Source organism: Streptomyces sp. Z423-1 (genome assembly GCF_013009255.1).
GTDB lineage: Bacteria > Actinomycetota > Actinomycetes > Streptomycetales > Streptomycetaceae > Streptomyces > Streptomyces gossypiisoli.
Window position 1 is genome coordinate 8,308,669 of record NZ_CP053109.1, and the last position, 18,605, is coordinate 8,327,273.

At 72.2% G+C, this 18,605-nt stretch carries 23 protein-coding genes, 1 pseudogene and 1 riboswitch; of the genes and pseudogenes, 13 read left to right on the forward strand and 11 right to left on the reverse strand.

What is annotated here, in order from left to right; translation table 11 throughout:
• Positions 1–39: 39 nt before the first annotated feature.
• On the reverse strand, positions 40–963 hold the full coding sequence (locus HJD23_RS37885) for a LysR family transcriptional regulator (protein WP_171108753.1): 924 nt from the start codon (positions 961–963) through the stop codon (positions 40–42).
• A gap of 103 nt (positions 964–1,066) precedes the next feature.
• On the opposite strand from HJD23_RS37885, the gene HJD23_RS37890 reads away from it, so the two are divergent.
• Entirely contained in the window at positions 1,067–1,681 is a 615-nt protein-coding gene (locus HJD23_RS37890; protein WP_171108755.1) for a LysE family translocator, read from the forward strand.
• 60 nt (positions 1,682–1,741) lie between these two features.
• Here HJD23_RS37890 and HJD23_RS37895 read toward each other — a convergent pair whose 3' ends face one another.
• The 4 genes and pseudogenes from HJD23_RS37895 to HJD23_RS37910 form a co-directional block, all read right to left on the reverse strand.
• On the reverse strand, positions 1,742–2,215 hold the full coding sequence (locus tag HJD23_RS37895) for a C40 family peptidase (protein WP_171108758.1): 474 nt from the start codon (positions 2,213–2,215) through the stop codon (positions 1,742–1,744).
• Between the two features lie 3 nt (positions 2,216–2,218).
• A riboswitch (cyclic di-AMP (ydaO/yuaA leader) is annotated at positions 2,219–2,427 on the reverse strand.
• A 348-nt stretch (positions 2,428–2,775) separates the two neighbouring features.
• Positions 2,776–3,084, reverse strand: a complete 309-nt coding sequence (locus tag HJD23_RS37900) for a hypothetical protein (protein ID WP_141310270.1) — start codon at positions 3,082–3,084, stop codon at positions 2,776–2,778.
• A gap of 13 nt (positions 3,085–3,097) precedes the next feature.
• Positions 3,098–3,301, reverse strand: a pseudogene (locus HJD23_RS37905) (ATP-dependent Clp protease proteolytic subunit); the annotation flags it as partial.
• Positions 3,302–3,409: 108 nt separating this feature from the next.
• Positions 3,410–4,420, reverse strand: coding sequence for an ABC transporter permease (locus HJD23_RS37910; RefSeq protein ID WP_171108760.1), 1,011 nt, complete (start codon positions 4,418–4,420; stop codon positions 3,410–3,412).
• Between the two features lie 115 nt (positions 4,421–4,535).
• Here HJD23_RS37910 and HJD23_RS37915 point away from each other — a divergent pair, with 115 nt between their 5' ends.
• From HJD23_RS37915 to HJD23_RS37950, 8 genes are all read left to right on the forward strand, one after another.
• On the forward strand, positions 4,536–5,183 hold the full coding sequence (locus HJD23_RS37915) for a TetR/AcrR family transcriptional regulator (RefSeq protein WP_171108762.1): 648 nt from the start codon (positions 4,536–4,538) through the stop codon (positions 5,181–5,183).
• Between the two features lie 111 nt (positions 5,184–5,294).
• A complete protein-coding gene (locus tag HJD23_RS37920; RefSeq protein WP_141310265.1) occupies positions 5,295–5,597 on the forward strand; it encodes an urease subunit gamma in 303 nt (100 codons plus the stop codon).
• A 10-nt stretch (positions 5,598–5,607) separates the two neighbouring features.
• Positions 5,608–5,919: an urease subunit beta gene (locus HJD23_RS37925; protein WP_171108764.1), complete on the forward strand. Its 312-nt coding sequence runs from the start codon at positions 5,608–5,610 to the stop codon at positions 5,917–5,919.
• Positions 5,912–7,633: an urease subunit alpha gene (locus tag HJD23_RS37930; protein WP_171108766.1), complete on the forward strand. Its 1,722-nt coding sequence runs from the start codon at positions 5,912–5,914 to the stop codon at positions 7,631–7,633. The genes HJD23_RS37925 and HJD23_RS37930 overlap by 8 nt, the downstream gene beginning before the upstream one ends.
• Positions 7,634–7,642: 9 nt before the next feature.
• Positions 7,643–8,317: an urease accessory UreF family protein gene (locus HJD23_RS37935; RefSeq protein ID WP_171108768.1), complete on the forward strand. Its 675-nt coding sequence runs from the start codon at positions 7,643–7,645 to the stop codon at positions 8,315–8,317.
• Positions 8,318–8,524: 207 nt separating this feature from the next.
• Positions 8,525–9,202 carry an urease accessory protein UreG gene (gene ureG, locus HJD23_RS37940; RefSeq protein WP_171108769.1) on the forward strand — a complete coding sequence of 226 codons (678 nt, stop codon included), beginning with the start codon at positions 8,525–8,527 and terminating at the stop codon, positions 9,200–9,202.
• Entirely contained in the window at positions 9,199–9,966 is a 768-nt protein-coding gene (locus HJD23_RS37945) for an urease accessory protein UreD (RefSeq protein WP_171108771.1), read from the forward strand. Before ureG ends, HJD23_RS37945 begins: the two co-directional genes overlap by 4 nt.
• Before the next feature lie 129 nt (positions 9,967–10,095).
• Positions 10,096–11,700 (forward strand): alpha/beta hydrolase, encoded by a 1,605-nt coding sequence (locus tag HJD23_RS37950; protein ID WP_171108773.1) that lies wholly within the window; start codon positions 10,096–10,098, stop codon positions 11,698–11,700.
• 7 nt (positions 11,701–11,707) lie between these two features.
• Here the strand turns inward: HJD23_RS37950 and HJD23_RS37955 are convergent, their stop codons facing one another.
• From HJD23_RS37955 to HJD23_RS43160, 4 genes are all read right to left on the reverse strand, one after another.
• Positions 11,708–12,760 carry an NAD-dependent epimerase/dehydratase family protein gene (locus tag HJD23_RS37955; protein ID WP_171111445.1) on the reverse strand — a complete coding sequence of 351 codons (1,053 nt, stop codon included), beginning with the start codon at positions 12,758–12,760 and terminating at the stop codon, positions 11,708–11,710.
• Positions 12,761–12,829: 69 nt separating this feature from the next.
• Complete coding sequence (locus HJD23_RS37960) at positions 12,830–13,558, reverse strand: lysophospholipid acyltransferase family protein (protein ID WP_171108776.1); 729 nt, start codon at positions 13,556–13,558, stop codon at positions 12,830–12,832.
• Between the two features lie 142 nt (positions 13,559–13,700).
• Positions 13,701–14,162: a hypothetical protein gene (locus HJD23_RS43155; protein WP_180687724.1), complete on the reverse strand. Its 462-nt coding sequence runs from the start codon at positions 14,160–14,162 to the stop codon at positions 13,701–13,703.
• Positions 14,140–14,886: an ATP-binding protein gene (locus HJD23_RS43160; protein WP_240980904.1), complete on the reverse strand. Its 747-nt coding sequence runs from the start codon at positions 14,884–14,886 to the stop codon at positions 14,140–14,142. Before HJD23_RS43160 ends, HJD23_RS43155 begins: the two co-directional genes overlap by 23 nt.
• 306 nt (positions 14,887–15,192) lie before the next feature.
• Here HJD23_RS43160 and HJD23_RS37970 point away from each other — a divergent pair, with 306 nt between their 5' ends.
• The 3 genes from HJD23_RS37970 (at position 15,193) to HJD23_RS37980 (ending at position 17,195) form a co-directional block, all read left to right on the forward strand.
• Positions 15,193–16,068 carry a helix-turn-helix transcriptional regulator gene (locus tag HJD23_RS37970; RefSeq protein WP_171108778.1) on the forward strand — a complete coding sequence of 292 codons (876 nt, stop codon included), beginning with the start codon at positions 15,193–15,195 and terminating at the stop codon, positions 16,066–16,068.
• A gap of 25 nt (positions 16,069–16,093) precedes the next feature.
• Positions 16,094–16,306: a DUF397 domain-containing protein gene (locus HJD23_RS37975; protein ID WP_171111447.1), complete on the forward strand. Its 213-nt coding sequence runs from the start codon at positions 16,094–16,096 to the stop codon at positions 16,304–16,306.
• A 73-nt stretch (positions 16,307–16,379) separates the two neighbouring features.
• Positions 16,380–17,195, forward strand: a complete 816-nt coding sequence (locus tag HJD23_RS37980) for an SAM-dependent methyltransferase (protein WP_171108780.1) — start codon at positions 16,380–16,382, stop codon at positions 17,193–17,195.
• 72 nt (positions 17,196–17,267) lie between these two features.
• Here the strand turns inward: HJD23_RS37980 and HJD23_RS37985 are convergent, their stop codons facing one another.
• Positions 17,268–17,705 carry an SRPBCC domain-containing protein gene (locus HJD23_RS37985; RefSeq protein ID WP_171108782.1) on the reverse strand — a complete coding sequence of 146 codons (438 nt, stop codon included), beginning with the start codon at positions 17,703–17,705 and terminating at the stop codon, positions 17,268–17,270.
• On the reverse strand, positions 17,702–18,034 hold the full coding sequence (locus HJD23_RS37990; RefSeq protein ID WP_171108784.1) for a metalloregulator ArsR/SmtB family transcription factor: 333 nt from the start codon (positions 18,032–18,034) through the stop codon (positions 17,702–17,704). The genes HJD23_RS37985 and HJD23_RS37990 overlap by 4 nt, the downstream gene beginning before the upstream one ends.
• Before the next feature lie 47 nt (positions 18,035–18,081).
• Between HJD23_RS37990 and HJD23_RS37995 the strand changes: the two genes are divergently transcribed.
• Positions 18,082–18,600 carry a TIGR03086 family metal-binding protein gene (locus HJD23_RS37995; protein ID WP_171111449.1) on the forward strand — a complete coding sequence of 173 codons (519 nt, stop codon included), beginning with the start codon at positions 18,082–18,084 and terminating at the stop codon, positions 18,598–18,600.
• Positions 18,601–18,605: the final 5 nt, after the last annotated feature.

Consider the following 18,605-nt stretch of genomic DNA (forward strand, 5'->3'; position numbering starts at 1 on the left):
CGGGGGCCTCAGGCCCGCGCCCTGGGAGTCGCGGACGCCTCAGGGCCGTGCAGGTTGCTGAGCTCGGCCGAACGCGCCGCGTAGCAGTGCGCGGAAGGCGTCCGCCGCGGGGGCCGGCTCACCGGCGCGGTGGACGACCGAGATCGTCCGGCGCAGCTCGCCCTCCGACAGCGACCGCACCCCGACCGGCGTGGCCGACGTGCGCGCCACCATCTCCGGTACGACCGCCACCCCGAGCCCCGCACTGACCAGCGCGCACACCAGGGCGTACCCCGGCGTGGCGACCAGCACCGAGGGCGCCGCCCCGGCGCGGGCCAGCGCCGTCTCCACCCCCTGCCGGGCCGGATGGTCCGGCGCCATGCTGATCAGTGGCTGCCCGGCGAGTTCGGCCAGCGGCAGCCGGGAGCCACCGCCGCCGAGAGCGTGCCCCGGCGCCGTCACCAGCACCAGCTCCTCGACGAGCAGCGGCTCGGCACCGACCGACGAGGGCAGCGGCACCGGATCGGCCGGCTCGTAGGTGTGCGTCAGCGCCAGATCCACCTCGCCCGCGGCCACCGCCGCGACCCCGGCCGGCGGTTCGTAGTCCGCGACGGTCAGCTCCACGTCCGGATGTGCCCGGCGGAACGCGCTGAGCACCGGCGGCAGCAGATGGATCCCCGCGGTCTGGAAGGTGCCGACCCGGAGCGTGCCACCGGCGAGCCCGGTCAGCCGCGCCAGTTCGTGACGCGCCCGCTCCAGCTCGTCCAGCACCGTACGGGCCCGCGCCGCCAGCAACTCGCCCGCGGCCGTCAGCCGCGCCCCTCGGTGGTGCCGTACGAGCAGCGCGGCGCCCGCCTCCCGCTCCAGCTTCGCCAGTTGCTGGGAGAGCGCGGGCGGGGTGTAGCCGAGCCGCTCGGCGGCCCGGGTGATCGACCCGGCCTCGGCGACCGCCACCAGCGCGGCGAGCCGCGTCGGGTCGTACATGTCACTCCAGGGCGGCTTACAGAGGTAGATGAAAGCAATGCTTAAGGCTTACCCAGGTTACTCGAAATACCTGCTGAAGGCTTCTTTCCGGCAGCCTGACGTCATGGACGCACAGCTCATCGCCTTCACCGGAGTCGCCGCGGGCATGGTCGCCATGCCGGGCGCGGACTTCACCGTCGTCGTGCGCAACGCCCTGATCTCCCGCCGGGCCGGCGTCGCGTGCGCGCTGGGGATCACGGGCGGGCTGCTGCTGCACACCGCGCTGGCCGTGGCCGGTGTCGCGGCGGTCCTGGCCGCCGTGCCCGCGCTGTTCCGGGCGCTGCAACTGGCCGGCGGCGCCTACGTGCTCCATCTCGGGATCCGGACCCTGTGGTCGGTACGACGACCCCGCACCGCCACCGGCGAGGCGCCGACGTCGCCCGCGCCGCACCCGCTGCGCCAGGGCTTCGTCACCAACGCGCTGAACCCGAAGGCGCCGGTGACCTTCCTCAGTCTGCTGCCGCAGTTCGTCCCGGCGGGCGCCCCGGTGCTGCCCCGCACCCTGCTGCTGGCGCTCATCGTCGTGGCCCTCGCCCTGGTGTGGTTCCCGGCGGTGGCCCTGCTGGTGGACCGGCTCGGCCGATGGCTGCGCAGGCCGCGCGCCGCCCGCGCCCTGGAGGGCGTCACGGGCGCCGCGCTGACGGTCCTCGGCGCGACCCTGCTGCTGGAAGCGGGCTGAGCCTGCGTCACGGGCGGGGCGGTGGCGGCCCGTCGGGGCGCTGCCACCGCCGCCCGAGAGTCACTTGACCCGGCCGTACCAGACGCTCTTCGTCCAGATCTTCTGCAGCCGCACCACGTCCCCGGACTTCGGGGCGTGCCAGATCTTCCCCTTTCCGGCGTAGATGCCGACGTGGTACACGTTCGACCCCGAGTGGAAGAACACGAGGTCGCCGGCCTTCCGGCTCTTGGCCGGGATGTGGCGGGTCTTGTTGTACTGCTGGGCGGCCGTACGAGGCAGCTTCTTGCCCGCCTTCTTGTACGAATACAGCGTCAGCCCGGAGCAGTCGAACCTGCGCGGTCCGGTGGCGCCCCACTTGTACGGGGAGCCCTTCTTCGAGGCCGCGACCTGGAGAGCCTTCCTCGCCGGCGTGGCGGCCTCGGCCTCCGAGGCGAAGCCCGGAGCCACGACGGAGCCGCCCACCGCGACGAGAGTGAGGGCCGAGGCCGTACCGGCCCGGGCCATGAGCGACGGGACACGATTGAGCGCGGTCATGCGCAACCCTTCGTCAGCCGCCTGTGAAGGATGACCTGTCGGATTCGGGCTGGCGAAGTTGCCCGGCCGCGTTGTCACGGCTTCACCCCAAGGGCTGCTCGGAACCTGAACAAGCGTTCCGGCGACCCGTCGTGCTCGGGTCCTCCACTCCTGCCGATCCACTCCTGTCGACCGGTCATCCGGGCGGCGGCAGGACTCGGCGTCCGCCCGGACCGCCCCGCCGCGGTGGCGGGGGCTTGTCGTCAGTCGGGATCTTGACCCACGTAAGTCCGAAAATCCCAACGCAACCGGGGATTTGTGGCGTTACTCACCACTCGCCCGTTCGGGTGGACAGCCTGATGTGCGAACAGGTGTCAAGGGTGCCACGCCACCTCGGACCAGCAGCGGAACGTCTCATTCCGACCCGAGGCAGACCTCGTTGCGCAACCGCAAGGGCCCCGGAAAAGGACCTGAGGATCCACCGGACGGGGGTAGCCCTTTTGGTTCGTTTCACCCCCGGCCCGGACGTCCTGTCGCGTCGCCTCGCGGTCCGGGTGGACGGTGGCTGAGTCGACCGTGCCTCAACTGTCGGAGCGCGGCGGAACGGTGACACGCGCCGTGCGGCGTTCACCGTCCAGCACGCGCAGCGCCCGCGCGAGCGTTCGGGCGTGGAGTTCGGTCTCGCCCCGCTGGTGCATCAGCGCGAGCGCGTCGCGCAGTTCGGCCGCCTTGCGCACCAGCGCCTGGGCGGCACGCAGTCCACGATACGTGTCCCCGTCGTACGCCGGGTTGATACGCCCCAGCAGGTCCGCCACTTCCAGGTAACGGTCGATCAACTCGCCCTCGGCCCGGGTGAGGGCGGGCAGCGGCGGGAGTTCCGGTGGCAGCATCCGCGGCTCACCCCATCTCCTCCAGCCGGGCGCGTACCCGCGCCAACTCCTCCGCCTGGACGGCGACTCACTGGCCTGTCCCTCGATCGGCTCGGGCAGCGCCGGCTGACGGATCACCACCCGGGCGCCGGGCAGGGCGAATCGCTTGCCCGGGGGTGCCTGCGGCGAGCAGTACGGCGGCGGTCGATCCGGCCTGCCCGAGGCAGATCGTCTCCAGCGCGTCGTCGTGACACGGCGGAACATCGCGGGCCCAACCCCTCGTAGAACACGTACAGGCCGTGCGCCCCCTACGGCGGGGCGCACGGCCTCTACGTGCTGTATGTGGTCAGCCGGCCAGCGCGGGCCTCCGGTCGGCTGCGGATTCTTCGCTGCTCGCCGTACGGGACTTCAGCGCGCTGCCCAGCAGCACCGCCCCCAGCCCCACCGCGACCCACCACGTCAGCGTCAGCGCCGGACCCAGCGCCGCCGCGCCGTCGAAGTACGACACCGAGCGCAGCAGCGTCGTCCCCGCACCCGGCGGCAGCCACTGGCCGAGCGCCCCGGCCGGCTCGGGCAGCATCTGCGGCGCCGATCCCGCCCCCGAGAACGGGTTGCCGAACAGCATCAGCACACCCGCGCCGAGGCCGAGCCCGGCCCTGCCCATGAGCGCGGCGAGACCGGCGACCGCGCTGCTCACCGCCAGCGTGGACAGGCCGAGGGCGGCGGCCTCCGCCCACCAGTCGCCGGTGAGGACCTCCAGCCAGCTGTGCGCGATCGCGGCCGCGGTGACACCGACCAGCGCCGCCGCGCCCACCAGCGCGGTCACCGCCCGGACGCCGCGCAGCCCGGTCAGGGAAACGGCCGCGCCCGCCGCGATCCCGGCCAGCGCCAGCGGCAGCACACTCGCGGTGAGGGCGGCGCCCCGCGGGTCGTTCTCGGGGGCGGCCACGACGTCCACCGTGCGCGGCTGGGCACCCTCGGCCGAAAGCGCCTGTTGCAGCAGCTGCGCGACCGTCGGGCTCGCGGCCGACGCGGTCAGCAGCTCGGGCCCCTGGTCGGTGACCACGACCGCGCCGTACACCGTCCGGTCCTCGATGGCCTGCCGGGCGGCGGCCTCGTCGGCGTAACGGTGGATCTCGAACGCGCCCTGGTGCCGTGCCAGCCGCTGCTCGACCTGCGCGGTGGCGGCGGCCGGGCCCGCGACGCCGAGCGGCAGGTCGCGTGGCGCGGTGCGGGCGGCGGGCCACGCGAAGGCCCACAGCGCCAGCGCCGCGAGGAGCGGGACGAGGACGACGACCGCGATCAGGCGACGGGGGTCGGGGTGCTGGGTGGGATGCGTGCCGGGTGGCGTGGACATGGGTCCCCCTCCGGTGAAAGGTCAAAAAGAAAGATCGTTCGTTTTCGGTTCGGCACCACCGTGCGCCCGTGCCCGCTCCTTGTCAAGAAGGAATGTTCGTTTTACATTTCAGGGCATGGCTCGTGTATCCCAGGAACACCTCGACGCCCGCCGCCGGCAGATCCTCGACGGCGCCGCCGTCTGCTTCGCCCGCAACGGGTTCCATGCCACGTCCATGCAGGACGTGCTGAAGGAGGTGGACCTCTCCGCGGGTGCCGTCTACCGCTACTTCAGCGGCAAGGAGGAGCTGATCGCCGCGATCGTCGGCGAGGTGCTCGGATCGGTCCGCGAGGCCTTCGAGGTGGCGGCACGGCAGTCCCCGCCCCCGCCGCCGGACGAACTCGTCGCCGCGGTCCTCGGCCGGACGCTCGCCGCCCGGGAGAACCTGACTGTCGACGGGCGGCCCGCCTTTCCGCGGCTCGTCGTCCAGGTGTGGACGGAGACACTGCGCAACGAGGAACTGGCGGCCGTCCTGCGTGACGGGTACGGCTCGGTGCGCGCGGCCTGGTCGCGGATCGTCGAGGGCTACCAGGACGCCGGGATGATGCGCCCGGACGTCGCCCCGGACCATGTGGCCCGCACGATGATCGCTGCCGTGATGGGCTTCGTCGCCCAGCAGTCCCTCTTCGGGCCCGTCCCGGTCGAGGTGCTCCGCGACGGTCTGCGGGCGTTGATGAGCATGCGGGACGAGCGCACCGCTCCTGATGGATCACAGCTTGGTTAACTTGCTTGAAACTCGTGCCAACTAGCCTGCCCCTCCACGCCACCAGGGACTTTGCCGGTGGCCGCGGCAACCGGGCCCCGCACGGCCCGGAGCGAGGATGTGAGGTGGGACGTGCAACTGACCCCGCACGAGCAGGAGAGGCTGCTGATCCACGTGGCGGCCGACGTGGCCGAGAAGCGTCGCGCCCGCGGGCTGAAACTGAACCACCCCGAGGCCGTCGCCCTCATCACGTCGCACATCCTCGAAGGCGCCCGCGACGGCCGCAGCGTCGCCGAACTGATGGCCTCCGGACGCAAGCTGCTCACCCGGGACGACGTCATGGAGGGCATCCCCGAGATGATCCACGACGTCCAGGTCGAGGCGACCTTCCCGGACGGCACCAAGCTCGTCACCGTCCACGACCCGATCGTCTGAGGGGGCCTCGATGATCCCCGGAGAGATCCTGTTCGCCGACGGCCCGATTGCCTACAACCAGGGCCGCGAGGTCACCCGCCTCACCGTGCTCAACGCCGCCGACCGGCCCGTCCAGGTCGGCTCCCACTACCACTTCGCCGAGGCCAACCCCGGCCTGGAGTTCGACCGCGCGGCCGCGCGCGGCAAGCGGCTCAACGTCGCCGCCGGTACGGCCGTACGCTTCGAACCCGGTATCCCCGTCGACGTCGAACTCGTCCCGCTCGCCGGCGCCCGCGTGGTGCCCGGCCTGCGCGGGGAGACCGGAGGTGCCCTCGATGCCTGAGATGTCCCGTGCCGCGTACGCCGACCTGTTCGGCCCGACGACCGGTGACCGCATCCGGCTCGCCGACACCGATCTGCTGATCGAGATTGAGGAGGACCGCTGCGGCGGCCCCGGACTCGCCGGGGACGAGGCGGTGTTCGGCGGCGGCAAGGTCATCCGCGAGTCCATGGGACAGGCGCGGGCCACGCGCGCGGAGGGCACGCCCGACACCGTCATCACCGGTGCGGTGATCGTCGACCACTGGGGCATCGTCAAGGCCGACGTCGGTGTCCGCGACGGCCGGATCACCGGGATCGGCAAGGCGGGCAACCCGGACACCATGGACGGGGTGCATCCGGAGCTGGTCATCGGCCCCGAGACCGAGGTCATCGCGGGCAACGGGCGGATCCTGACGGCCGGGGCCATCGACGCGCACGTCCACTTCATCTGCCCGCAGATCGCCGACGAGGCGCTGGCCGCGGGCATCACCACCCTCGTCGGCGGCGGCACCGGACCGGCCGAGGGCTCCAAGGCGACCACCGTCACGCCCGGCCCCTGGCATCTGGCCCGGATGCTGGAGGCGATGGAGCAGTACCCGCTCAACATCGGCTTCCTCGGCAAGGGCAACACCGTCTCCCACGAGGCGATGCTGTCCCAGATCCGCGGCGGCGCCCTCGGTCTGAAGCTGCACGAGGACTGGGGCTCCACCCCGGCCGTCATCGACGCCTCACTGACCGTCGCCGAGCAGACCGGCGTCCAGGTCGCCATCCACACCGACACGCTGAACGAGGCCGGTTTCGTCGGCGACACGCTGGCCGCGATCGCCGGGCGGGGGATCCACGCGTACCACACGGAGGGGGCGGGCGGCGGGCACGCGCCCGACATCATGACCGTGGTCTCCGAGCCGCACGTGCTGCCCAGCTCCACGAACCCGACGCGGCCGTTCACCGTCAACACCGCCGAGGAACACCTCGACATGCTGATGGTGTGCCACCACCTCAACCCGGCGGTGCCGGAGGACCTGGCCTTCGCCGAGTCGCGGATCCGGCCGTCCACCATCGGGGCCGAGGACATCCTGCACGACCTGGGCGCGATCTCGATCATCTCGTCGGACTCGCAGGCCATGGGCCGGGTCGGCGAGGTCGTCATGCGGACCTGGCAGACCGCCCATGTGATGAAACGGCGACGCGGCGCGCTCCCCGGTGACGGGCGGGCGGACAATCGCCGAGTACGTCGCTATGTCGCCAAGTACACCATCAACCCGGCGCTCGCGCAGGGCCTCGCGCGCGAGGTCGGTTCCGTGGAGACCGGGAAACTCGCCGACCTGGTGCTCTGGGAGCCCGCGTTCTTCGGCGTCAAGCCGCAGCTCGTCCTCAAGGGCGGGCAGATCGCGTACGCGCAGATGGGCGACGCCAACGCCTCCATTCCGACGCCGCAGCCGATCCTGCCCCGGCCGATGTACGGGGCGATCGGGCGGGCGCCGGGCTCGAACTCGTTCAACTTCGTGGCGCCGCTCGCCGTCGAGGACGGGCTGCCGGAGCGGCTCGGGCTCGGGAAGCGGTTCGTCGCCATCGAGTCGACGCGCGGGGTGACCAAGGCGGACATGCGGGAGAACGATGCCCGGCCCGACGTACGGATCGACCCCGACAGCTTCGCCGTGTACATCGACGGAGAGCTCGTCGAGGCGACTCCGGCCGCCGAACTGCCCATGGCCCAGCGGTACTTCCTCTTCTGAGGTGCTGTGATGTCACGAGCAGCACTTCTCGTCCTGGCCGACGGCCGCTTCCCCGCCGGAGGGCACGCACACTCCGGCGGGGCCGAGGCCGCGGTGAAGGCGGGGCGGGTCACGGGTGCGGCGAGCCTGGAGGAGTTCTGCCGGGGCCGGTTGCACACGGCGGGGCTGGTGTCGGCCGCCCTCGCCGCGGCGGCGGCGCTCGGCGTCGATCCGGGGGAGCTGGACGCGGCGGCGGATGCGCGGACGCCGTCTCCGGCGCTGCGGCTCGCTGCGCGCAAGCTGGGGCGGCAGATGCTGCGGGCGGCGCGGGCCACCTGGCCGTCGGGCGAGCTGGACGCCGTGGCGCGGGAGTTTCCCAAGGGGGCGCATCAGCCGGTGGTGCTGGGGCTCGCGGCGCGGGCCGCGGGGCTTGGGGCTGTTGATGCCGCTTACTGTGCGGCGTACGAGAGTGTGAGTGGGGCGGCGAGTGCGACGGTGCGGTTGCTGAGTCTGGATCCATTCGATGCGACGGGGGTGCTGGCGCGGTTGGCGCCGGAGATGGATCGCGTCGCGGATCGGGCGGTGGAGGTGGCGCGGGGTGTCGTGGATGCGGGGGTTGATGCGCTGCCCGCGGCTTCCGCGCCGTTGCTGGAGATCGGGGCGGAGGTGCATGCGGGGTGGGGGGTGCGGTTGTTCGCCTCGTGAGTTGTCTCGCCCCCGCCGCCCCTACCCGTCCCGTCCTCCAGGGGCTCCGCCCCTTCGACCCCGCCAGGGGGCTGCCGCCCCCTGGACCCCCGCTTCGGCCCTGAACGGGCCTCGTCCTCAAACGCCGGACGGGCTGAATGATGCCGGCCTCGGCTGGAAGCGCACCGGCCTGCCGGCACCGAACCCGTGAAACTTGGAGCCGCCCTCATGCATCTCGACCACCTCCACGACACCACCCCCGCCCCCAGCGCCGACGCCCACCGCCCCGACGGTCGGCGGCGGGCCCTGCGTGTCGGGCTTGGTGGGCCCGTCGGGTCCGGGAAGACCGCGACCGTCGCCGCGCTGTGCCGGGCGCTGCGTGACGAACTCTCCCTCGCCGTCGTCACCAACGACATCTACACGCGCGAGGACGCCGAGTTCCTGTTGCGGGAGGCCGTGCTGCCGCCGGAGCGGATCACCGCCGTGGAGACGGGGGCCTGCCCGCACACCGCGATCCGGGACGACATCTCCGCCAACCTCGAAGCGGTCGAGGACCTGGAGGACGAGGTCGGGCCGCTGGACCTGATCCTGGTCGAGTCCGGCGGGGACAATCTCACCGCCACCTTCTCCAAGGGCCTCGTCGACGCGCAGATCTTCGTCATCGACGTGGCCGGCGGAGACGACATCCCGCGCAAGGGCGGCCCCGGCGTCACCACCGCCGACCTGCTGGTCGTCAACAAGACCGACCTCGCCCCCTACGTCGGCTCCGACCTGGCCCGGATGTCCGCGGACGCCAAGGCCCAGCGGGCCGAACTGCCGGTCGTGTTCCAGTCGCTGAGGACCGAGGCCGGGGTGAAGGACGTGGCCGACTGGGTGCGCGCGCAGCTCGCCGCGTGGACCGCATGAGCGCGACGACCACCGGGGTACGCGCCACCGCCCGGATGCTCGCCCGCCCCGACGGGCGCGGCGGTACGGCCCTGCCCGTACTGGAGGGGGAGGGGCCGCTGGCGCCGCGCCGGACGCGGGGGAGCGCGGACGGCGAGGCCCGGGTGATGCTCGTCGGCGCGATGAGCGGCCCCCTCGGCGGCGACCACTTCACGGTCGAGGCCGGGGTCGAGGCCGGGGCCCGGCTGCTCGTCGGGTCGGCCGCCGCGACCATCGCGCTGCCCGGACAGGCCAAGGGCGAGGCCCGCTACGACGTGCGCCTCACCGTCGCCGACGGAGGCGAACTGCGCTGGCTGCCCGAGCAGTTGATCTCCGCCTGCGGCAGCGACCTGCACATGCACACCCGGGCCGACGTCGGCCCGGCCGCCCGTCTCGTGCTGCGCGAGGAGCAGGTGCTCGGCCGGGCGGGTGAGGAACCCGGGCGGCTCACCAGCCGTCTGTCCGTACGGATCGCCGGGCGGGCCGTCCTCGACCAGGAGCTGTCCTGCGGTCCGGGAGCGCCGGGCGGCTGGGACGGTCCCGCCGGGCTCGGCGGACATCGTGCCGTCGGGCAACTGGTCGTCGTACGCCCGGAGTTCGCGCAGCGTCCGGTGCCGGCGAGGGTGTTGGGGGAGGGCGCCGCGGTGATGCCCCTCGCCGGGCCCGCCGCGCTGGTGACCGCCGTCGCGCCGGACGCGCTGCGCCTGCGGCGGCTGCTGGACGAGGCGCTGGCCTCGTTCGGGTAACGATCCGGTCAGCGGACTTGCCTCTCCGGTTATCGGATTGGCAAAGAACACCGCCCGCCTCTGTTCTCGGCGTCCGCACAGTGGACAGGATCACCCGTACTCATCGAAACGGTGTACGGGAGGCCCCACTTGAGGGACATCAGACCGAAGAGGCGGACGGCGGCGGTCGGTTCGGCCGGACTGCTCGTCGCGGCGACCCTGATAGCCGGAGCGGTGGCCGCGCCCACCGCCAGCGCGAGCGCCGACCAGGCCCGCCACGGTCAGGACCACGAGGCCTGGGGCGTCAAGGTCGCCGCGGCCCGCGCCGCCCGGGCCGGGATCGACTGGCAGGACTGCCCCGCCGACTGGAGGCTGGAGAAGCCGATCCAGTGCGGCTGGGTCACCGTGCCGCTCGACTACGCCAAGCCCTTCGGCAAGCAGATCAAGCTCGCCGTCGACCGCGTCGGCAACACCGGCACCCAGCAGGAGCGCCAGGGCGCCCTCGTCTACAACCCGGGCGGCCCGGGCGGCTCCGGGCTGTTCTTCCCCCGCCGGGTCACGACCAAGGCGCCGGTCTGGGCGAAGGTGGCCAAGGCGTACGACTTCGTGGGCTTCGACCCGCGGGGCGTCGGCAAGTCGGCGCCCATCTCCTGTGTCGACCCGCAGGAGTTCGTCAAGGCGCCCAAGCCGGACCCGGTGCCCGACTCCGAGGCCGACAAGCTCGCCCAGCGCAAGCTGGCCCGCGAGTACGCCGAGGGCTGCTACGAGCGCAGCGGCGCCATGCTGCCCCACATGACCACGCCGAACACCGCCCGCGACCTGGACGTCATCCGCGCCGCGCTCGGCGAGAAGCAGCTCAACTTCCTCGGCGTCTCCTACGGCACCTACCTGGGCGCGGTCTACGGCACTCTCTTCCCGGGGCACGTCCGCCGGATGGTCGTCGACAGCGTCGTCAACCCGTCGCGGGAGAAGATCTGGTACCAGGCCAACCTGGACCAGGACGTGGCCTTCGAGAAGCGCTGGAAGGACTGGCAGGACTGGGTCGCGAAGAACGACGCCACCTTCCACCTCGGCGACACCCGTGCCGAGGTCCAGGACAAGTGGCTTCAGTTGCGCGCCACCGCGAAGCAGAACCCCATCGGCGGCGTGGTCGGCCCGGCGGAGCTGATCTCCTTCTTCCAGAGCGCCCCGTACTACGACTCCGCGTGGGTGCCGGTCGCGACCGTGTTCAGCAAGTACGTCGCCGGTGACACCCAGGCCCTCGTCGACGCGGCCGCCCCCGACCTGTCCGACACCGCGGGCAACGCCTCCGCGGAGAACGGCAACGCCGTCTACACCGCCGTCGAGTGCGCCGACGCCAAGTGGCCCACCAACTGGCGGAAGTGGGACCGCGACAACACCCGGCTGCATCGCGACCACCCGTTCATGACCTGGGCCAACGCCTGGATGAACCTGCCGTGCGCCACCTGGCCGGTGAAGCAGAACACCCCGCTGAACGTGAAGACCGGCAAGGGCCTGCCGCCGGTCCTGATCGTGCAGTCCGAGCGTGACGCGGCCACCCCGTACGAAGGCGCCCTCGAACTGCACGAGCGCTTCAAGGGCTCCCGCCTGATCACCGAGAAGGGCGCCGGCTCGCACGGCGTCACCGGCCTGGTCAACTCCTGCATCAACGACCGGGTGGACGCCTACCTGCTCACCGGCCAACTGGACGGCAAGGACGTGACCTGCGCCCCGCACGCCACGCCCAAGCCGTAACAGGCGGTCATACGGTGCCAGGGGCGGCCGGCGGACCGGTCGGCCGCCCCTGGTCCAACCAGGCGTCCTCGGCCGCGTAGTCGAAGAGGTCGCCGTACGCCTGGAACATCTTCGGGTACGCCTCCCGCCAGTCGCGTCCGGACAGTTGGCGTTCGATCCACTCGATGGTCTCCGGGAGCGTCTCGGCGTAGCGCACCACTGGTCGGTAGCCCAGCTCCCGTTCCGCCGCCGACATGGCGCACACCACGGGCACCGGCACCGACCACGGGCTGTCGCCCACCGACGGCACCGGCGGGGGACCGTCGACCAGGACCGTCTCCGTCTCGACGCCCATCGCGGTGTCGATCGCGGTGGCGATCTCCAGCACCGGCGGCGCCTCGTCGTCGCAGGCGTTGAGGGCGCGCGAGCCGGGGCGGGCGGCGGCGAGACGGATCAGTTCGGCGAGGGTGTGCACGCTCACCGGATGGAAGCGGCTCCGGCCGCCGTACGCGAGGACGCGTCGGCGGCGGCCGTCCAGGTTGCGCTTGACGAAGTACAGCTCGCGGGGCGTGCGGCAGTGCGGGCCGTGCACCGCCCCGGCGCGCAGCAGCGTGGTGGGCAACCGGTCGCCGGCCGCGAGCAGTTCGCGTTCCAGGGCGGCCTTGCGGGTGCTGTACGACGCCTCGCCGGGCGTCACCGTCCGCTGGCTCTCCGGGAGGGGCAGCGGGTACTCGGGGAAGCCGTCCGGTTCGGCCTGGGTGTCGAAGCCGCGGCCCTTGTCGTCCTCGTACACCGACACGCTGGAGATCACCACCGCCGAGCCGATCCGCCCGGCCAGGCCGGTCAACTGCCGGGCGTGCCGGGTGTCGTAGGCGACCATGTCGACGACGAGGTCGCAGTCGTCGCCGATCAGCGCGGCCAGCGCCGCGTCGTCGTTCCGGTCCAGCCGCGCCGCCCGGACGTCCTCGGGCCAGGCCTCGTCCCGTCCGCCGCCCCGGGAGGCGGCCGTCACCTCCCAGCCGTCCCGTGCGAGCGCGGCCACCGCCGGGCGCCCGATCTGGCCTGTCGCTCCGATCACCACAGCACGTTTCATGACGGGACCGTAAGCCACAACGGCCGGGCGGGTCACGGAACTTGGCTCACAGCAGAGTCAGCTGAGCGGCATCCGCCGGAACCTGCGCTCCCGCTGGTCCGGCTTCGCCGCGGCGGCCTCGGCCTTCACGACAGCCGCGTACTGGTCGACGTACTCCTGCTCGGACAGCGTCAGGATGGCGTACATGATCTCGTCGGTGACGGCGCGCAGGATGGCCTTCTCGTTCTCCATGCCGGCGTAACGGGAGAAGTCGAGGGGCGCGCCGAAGCGGATGACGACGGGGTGGATACGGGGGACGACCTTGCCCGGCGGCTGGGCCTCGAAGGTGCCGATCATCGCGCACGGGACGACCGGGACCCCGGCCTTGAGGGCCATCACCGCGACACCGACCTTGCCCTTGTAGAGGCGGCCGTCGTGCGAGCGGGTGCCCTCGGGGTAGATGCCGAGCAGCTCATCCTTCCGCAGTACCCCGAGGCCCTCGCGGATCGCGGCCTGACCGGCGTCCTTGCCGGAGCGGTCGACCGGGATCTGCCCGGCGCTGCGGAAGAACGCCGCCGTCAGGCGGCCTTTGATGCCGGGGCCGGTGAAGTACTCGGCCTTCGCCAGGAAGGTGATCCGGCGCCTGAGGATCGCCGGCATCAGGAAGTGGTCCGAGAAGGACAGATGGTTGCCCGCGACGATCGCCGCGCCCGATGACGGGACGTGCTCCAGGCCCTCGATCCGGGGCCGGAAGACCAGTCTGAGCAGCGGCCCGAGAAGCACGTACTTGAGCAGGTAGTAGAACAACGGGTGGGCTCCTCACTCCGTCGGTTCGGCGCACGGCAGCGTTCTCGCAGGTCAACCAGCACGTCGTGAGGTGTCAGTGTAGGCGCGGGCGGGATGGGGGGAAACCGGTACGACCCGAGTGAGCGGGCCGTACCGGGATGCTTCAGCCGGTGGCGCCGAGCGACCAGCTCGGGCTGCTGCCGGTGAGGCGGCAGGTGAGGAAGTACAGCGGTATCGGCGGGGTGTACGGCGAGCCGTCCATGGGGGAGTGGATCAGGCGCGGGTGGTCCGTGCCCGGTTTCGGGCGCGTGGCGGTCCAGGACGGGTCGCGCATCCCGGCGCCGACCGCGTACGTGGTGCTCGGCGGCCAGGTGATCCCGATGTGCGAGCCGGCCGGGACGATCCACCACCAGTGCCGGTCGTCGGCGAACACGCACCCGACGCGGGGGAGAGCGTTCAGGATGCTCGCGCCGTGTTCCAGGGGTGTACCCACGGCGTCGTGGCCGAGGCTCGTGGCGAGGTGCGGGGGGATCGGGAGACGGGGGTGGTCCTGCCGGACGGGTGCGGGGTGGAGTGTCGCCGCGGAACGGGGCGGGTGCGGGTCACGCCTGGGCGGTCGGTGCATGCGGTACGGGTCCTTCGGCCGAGTGGGGGACGGGCCGTGCGGGGGGCGCGGGGTGGGAACGGGTCGTCGTCAGGTCGGCCCAGACGATGCGTCCGGAGCGGTTCGGGGCGGGCCGGACTCCCCAGTCGTCGCAGATCGCCTCGACCAGGAGGAGCCCGCGGCCGTTCTGGTCGTCGGGGCAGGCCTGCCGGGGCGTCGGCAGGGTGGGCCCGAAGTTCTGGTCCTCGACCTCGACGCGGATCCGGTCCCCGGTGGTGTGCAGCCGGCACACGATGCGCTCGCTGCCCGAGTGGGTGACCGCGTTGGTGACGAGCTCGGAGGTCACCAGGACAGCGCTGTCGAGGTCGTCGGGGCCGGTGTGCCACGAGGTCAGCGTCTCGCGCACGGTGCGGCGGGCCGCGCCGACCGACTCCGGGGCCGCGGGGAGGACGAACGTGTGGGCGCGGTGGGCGGGCTGGTCCCCGGAGGCGAGCCGGTCGAGGCCTTTCGGCCCAGGGAGTCGACCGGTGAACTCGCCCCCGGGTGACTGGGGGGTGCGCGTCGCCTTCGACGGCGCCCGGAGCGTGTGCTCCGAGCCGGGCGGTCGGCCCAAGGGGTCGGCGCCGGACAGGCGGAGGGCCTGTCGTGCGGTGGGCGGGCGGTCGGGGAGTTCGTTCCCGGGCAGTCGGTCGAGCGGGTGGGGGAGGGAGGGCGGAGCCATCGCCGTGCGCCTTTCGTCTGCCATGTGGTCATCGCCGTACAGCTGTCGGTCGGCCGGCTGTGCGCGGGATGCGGAGGCGGAGGACAACCCGCTTGCGAGAACGGTGAGTTGCGGCCCGGTCTCCCCCAACTGGACCGGTCCGTCTCCCCGTTCGGCGAGCCGAGGACAGTGAGTCCACTGTGGCACCCGCCGACAACCACTCGCAAGCTGCAAGTTGAAAATTGCAATTGGTCAAGTGCATGCTGCTCTCGCCAGGAAATGATCGAATGGCATTCCGAGCGTGACCGCGTGAGACGGTGGCCCTGAGCTGACGGCGTGAGGGGGTAGGGCGTGACCGCGGAAACCGACTGGGGCGGCGCCCCTTCCGTGCTGCGCATGATCCTCGGCAGACAGCTGGAGGAGCTGCGGACCCGGGCCGGACTGACCTACGAGCAGGCGGGCGCGGCCATCGGGGTCAGCCACTCCACGATCCGCCGGATGGAGGCCGCCAAGGTGGCCCGGCTCCGGCTCCCGGACGCCGAGAAGCTGCTCCAGGTCTACGGGGTGACGGACCAGCAGGAGATCGACACGTTCCTGAAGTCGGTCCGCGAGGCCAACAAGCGCGGCTGGTGGCACACCTACCGTGACGTACTGCCGGACTGGTTCGCCGCCTATCTGAGCCTGGAGCAGGCGGCGTTGCAGATCCGTGCCTACGAGAACCAGTTCGTGCACGGTCTGCTGCAGACGGAGAGTTACGCCCGGGCCCTGCTGAGCGCCGGCAATCCGCACGCCCCGGCCGAGGCGACCGACCGCCGGGTGGCGCTGCGGATGCGGCGCCAGGAGCTGCTGACCCGCGAGGCGCCGCCGCGGCTGTGGGTCGTGATGGACGAGACCGTGCTGCGCTGGCCGGTCGGCGGCGCCGATGTGATGCGGGCGCAGATCGACCATCTGATCGAGGTGAACCGGCTGCCGCATGTGACCCTGCAGATCATGCGGTTCGCCAACGGCCCGCACCCGGCGATGCGGGCGGGCGCCTTCCACCTCTTCCGGTTCCGGGCCCGCGAACTGCCCGACATCGTCTATCTCAACGGCCTGGTGGGCGCCGTCTACCTGGACAAGAGCGACGACGTCGTGGTGTACCGCGAGGCCCTGGACCGGCTGGGCGCCCAGGCGGCGCCCGCCAGTAAGACCGAGGCCCACCTCGGCGCGATTCGCAAGGAGCTCTGACGTGCACCACCCCATACGCAACGGCATGCCGGCCCCCGAACTGGGTGCCTGCGGCTGGTCCAAGCCGTGGAGCGACGACGCCGGAGGCGCCTGCGTGGAAGTGCTGAAACTCGACGACGGGCGCGTCGCCGTCCGCCAGTCGACCGACCCCGAGGGACCGGCGCTGGTCTTCACGCCCCTGGAGGTGTCGAGCTTCCTGACGGGTGTGAAGGCGGGTGAGGCCGACTTCCTGCTCTGACCTTACAGTTCAATTCCCTTGCTATTGCTGAGCGTTCCCCGCAGACCCACCGACCCGAATGGGAGACACGGCGTTGCCTGACAACGGATGGCCGGCCGACCGTATCGACACCGAGAACGCGCACTCCGCGCGGATCTACGACTACATCCTGGGTGGCAAGGACTACTACCCCGCGGACCAGGAGGCGGGCGACGCCATGTCCCGGGAGTGGCCCGCCCTGCCCATCCACATGCGGGCCAACCGCGACTGGATGAACCGCGCCGTGCGCTGGCTCGCCGAGGAGGCGGGGATGCGTCAGTTCCTCGACATCGGCACCGGCATACCCACCTCGCCCAACCTCCACGAGATCGCCCAGGCGGTGGCTCCCGAGTCGCGCGTCGTCTACGTCGACAACGACCCCATCGTCCTCACCCTCTCCCAGGGCCTGCTGGCCAGCACCCCCGAGGGGCGGACCTCGTACATCGAGGCCGATTTCCGCGAGCCGGGCAGCATCCTGGACGCCCCCGAGCTGCGCGAGACCCTCGACCTCACGCAGCCGGTGGCCCTCACCGTGATCGCGATCGTCCACTTCATCCTCGACGAGGACGACGCGGTCGGCATCGTCCGCCGCCTGCTGGAGCCGCTGCCCTCGGGCAGCTACCTGGCGATGTCCATCGGCACCGCCGAGTTCGCGCCGGAGGAGGTGGGCCGCGTCGCCCGCGAGTACGCCGCCCGCAACATGCCGATGCGGCTGCGCACCATCGACGAGGCCCACGAGTTCTTCGACGGCCTGGAACTCGTCGAACCCGGCATCGTCCAGGTCCACAAGTGGCACCCGGACGGCACGGGCGAGCAGGGGATCCGGGACGAGGACATCGCCATGTACGGGGCGGTGGCGCGCAAGCCGTGAGCCCTGAGCCGTAGTTTCTGCGGGCCGGGGCCGACGTACGGCCCCGGCCCGGTCACTGGGGTGGGGCCCCGCTCACATCCAGTCGTCGCGCCCCGGATCGCCGCCCGCCGCCACGACGGCCAGCCGGTCGGTGTAGTGCGTCCAGCCCTCCCGGTGGGCGGCGGACGCCTCGGGGGAGGGCAGGCCGCTGTGGACCAGGCGGAGCAGGGTGCCCTCGGGGACCGGCTCCAGGGTGATCTCGACCGTCGTCGAGCCGGGCGGAACCGGCATCCCGCCCTCGGCCCAGCCCCATGTGAAGACCAGCCGCTTGGGCGGGTCGATCTCCACGAAGCGGCCCTCGGCGACGTTCTCGCCGGTGACGTTGGTGCGGTAGGCGCCGCCGGGCTCGAACGTGAACTCGCCGTTCTTGCCCATCCAGGACAGCCACTTGTCCCGGTCGGTGAAGAAGGAGAACACCGTTTCCGGCCGGGCGGCGATGCGCCGCTCCACGGTGACCACGTTCGCGTTCACGAGCCCTGCCCTTCGTCCTGCCCCGAGCGCTCGGCCGCCTCTGCGGCCTCGGCCAGCCCGGCCAGCGTGTCGAGCTTCGCGGCCCACATCGACTGTAGATAGTCGGCCAGCGGGCCCAGGGCCTCGCGGTCCGCCCGGTAGAAACGTTTCTTGCCGTCCTGGCGCAGCGTAACCAGACCGGAGTCCCGCAGCACCTTGAGGTGCTGGGAGACCGCCCCGAACGTGACGTCGAACCGCTCGGCGATCTCCCCCGCGGACAGCTCCGCGTCCCACACCAGCCGCAGAATCTCCCGCCGCCGGGGCTCGGCGACCACCCGTACCGCATCCATGCCCGTCATTTTAGTCGCCGCTACAGTTTGCGCTTCGCGGCGCCTTCATCTCCGTCGTCGCCCTCACGTCCGGCGTTCGTGCCGACCAGCTCACCGACCGCACGCCGTGCGAGAAGTTCACGGTCGCCGAGCTGCTCGACCACCTCGGCGGCACCCTGCTCTCCTCCGCGCGGGCGGCCCGCAAGGAGCCCCAGGAGGACGCCCCCGTCTCGGCGCTGTCGTCGGCCGCCGTGGCCGAGGCGGCCGAGCTGGCCGCGTCCGCGTGGGCCGACCCGGCGGCGTACGAAGGCAGCACGCACTTCGGGCCCGGTGAGATGCCCGCCGCCCTCGCCGCGTCGATCACGCTGGAGGAACTCGCCCTGCACGGCTGGGACCTGGCCCGCGCCACCGGCCGGCCGTTCACCCTCGGGGCCGAGACCGCGCAGGCGGTGCTCGGTGTGGTCGAGCGGATCGCCGAGCAGGCCCGGACCAGCGGCGGCTACGGCCCGCCGGTGCCCGTTCCGGCCGACGCCCCCGCACTCCACCGCGCGCTCGGTGCCAGCGGCCGGAATCCTGAGTGGAGCTGACCGTC

Bases quoted from the DNA above. Each gene is read 5' to 3' on its own strand.
- HJD23_RS37885 (WP_171108753.1), bottom strand. From the start codon at position 963: ATGTACGACCCGACGCGGCTCGCCGCGCTGGTGGCGGTCGCCGAGGCC.
- HJD23_RS37890 (WP_171108755.1), top strand. From the start codon at position 1,067: ATGGACGCACAGCTCATCGCCTTCACCGGAGTCGCCGCGGGCATGGTC.
- HJD23_RS37895 (WP_171108758.1), bottom strand. From the start codon at position 2,215: ATGACCGCGCTCAATCGTGTCCCGTCGCTCATGGCCCGGGCCGGTACG.
- HJD23_RS37900 (WP_141310270.1), bottom strand. From the start codon at position 3,084: ATGCTGCCACCGGAACTCCCGCCGCTGCCCGCCCTCACCCGGGCCGAG.
- HJD23_RS37910 (WP_171108760.1), bottom strand. From the start codon at position 4,420: ATGTCCACGCCACCCGGCACGCATCCCACCCAGCACCCCGACCCCCGT.
- HJD23_RS37915 (WP_171108762.1), top strand. From the start codon at position 4,536: ATGGCTCGTGTATCCCAGGAACACCTCGACGCCCGCCGCCGGCAGATC.
- HJD23_RS37925 (WP_171108764.1), top strand. From the start codon at position 5,608: ATGATCCCCGGAGAGATCCTGTTCGCCGACGGCCCGATTGCCTACAAC.
- HJD23_RS37930 (WP_171108766.1), top strand. From the start codon at position 5,912: ATGCCTGAGATGTCCCGTGCCGCGTACGCCGACCTGTTCGGCCCGACG.
- HJD23_RS37935 (WP_171108768.1), top strand. From the start codon at position 7,643: ATGTCACGAGCAGCACTTCTCGTCCTGGCCGACGGCCGCTTCCCCGCC.
- ureG (WP_171108769.1), top strand. From the start codon at position 8,525: ATGCATCTCGACCACCTCCACGACACCACCCCCGCCCCCAGCGCCGAC.
- HJD23_RS37945 (WP_171108771.1), top strand. From the start codon at position 9,199: ATGAGCGCGACGACCACCGGGGTACGCGCCACCGCCCGGATGCTCGCC.
- HJD23_RS43155 (WP_180687724.1), bottom strand. From the start codon at position 14,162: ATGCACCGACCGCCCAGGCGTGACCCGCACCCGCCCCGTTCCGCGGCG.
- HJD23_RS43160 (WP_240980904.1), bottom strand. From the start codon at position 14,886: ATGGCAGACGAAAGGCGCACGGCGATGGCTCCGCCCTCCCTCCCCCAC.
- HJD23_RS37975 (WP_171111447.1), top strand. From the start codon at position 16,094: ATGCCGGCCCCCGAACTGGGTGCCTGCGGCTGGTCCAAGCCGTGGAGC.
- HJD23_RS37990 (WP_171108784.1), bottom strand. From the start codon at position 18,034: ATGGATGCGGTACGGGTGGTCGCCGAGCCCCGGCGGCGGGAGATTCTG.